This window comes from Streptococcus sp. HMSC066F10 (assembly GCF_001813805.1).
GTDB lineage: Bacteria > Bacillota > Bacilli > Lactobacillales > Streptococcaceae > Streptococcus > Streptococcus vaginalis.
Genome location: NZ_KV813995.1, coordinates 1 through 214, shown reverse-complemented (window position 1 = coordinate 214; position 214 = coordinate 1). Strand labels below are relative to the sequence as shown.

1 pseudogene is annotated in these 214 nt (G+C 39.7%); it reads left to right on the top strand.

From position 1 onward, the window contains the following. Positions 1 to 75 precede the first annotated feature (75 nt). Positions 76 to 214 (top strand): annotated as a pseudogene (locus HMPREF2933_RS08450) (IS3 family transposase); the annotation flags it as partial.

Genomic DNA, 214 nt, shown 5'->3' with positions numbered 1-214 from the left:
GGCACTAGCCCCATAAAATGAGACACAAGAAAAACCCTTCTGTTTCTAGTTTACTAGAAACAGGAGGGTTTTGTTATGGTCAAAAAAGCGTATTCGGTAGAAACTAAGTTAGCCTGTATCGAAATGAAGAAAGCAGGTAAGTCCAATAAGGTTATCATGGAGACTCTGAGCATAAAAAATGTTAGTCAGGTCAAAACCTGGTGGCGATGGTATC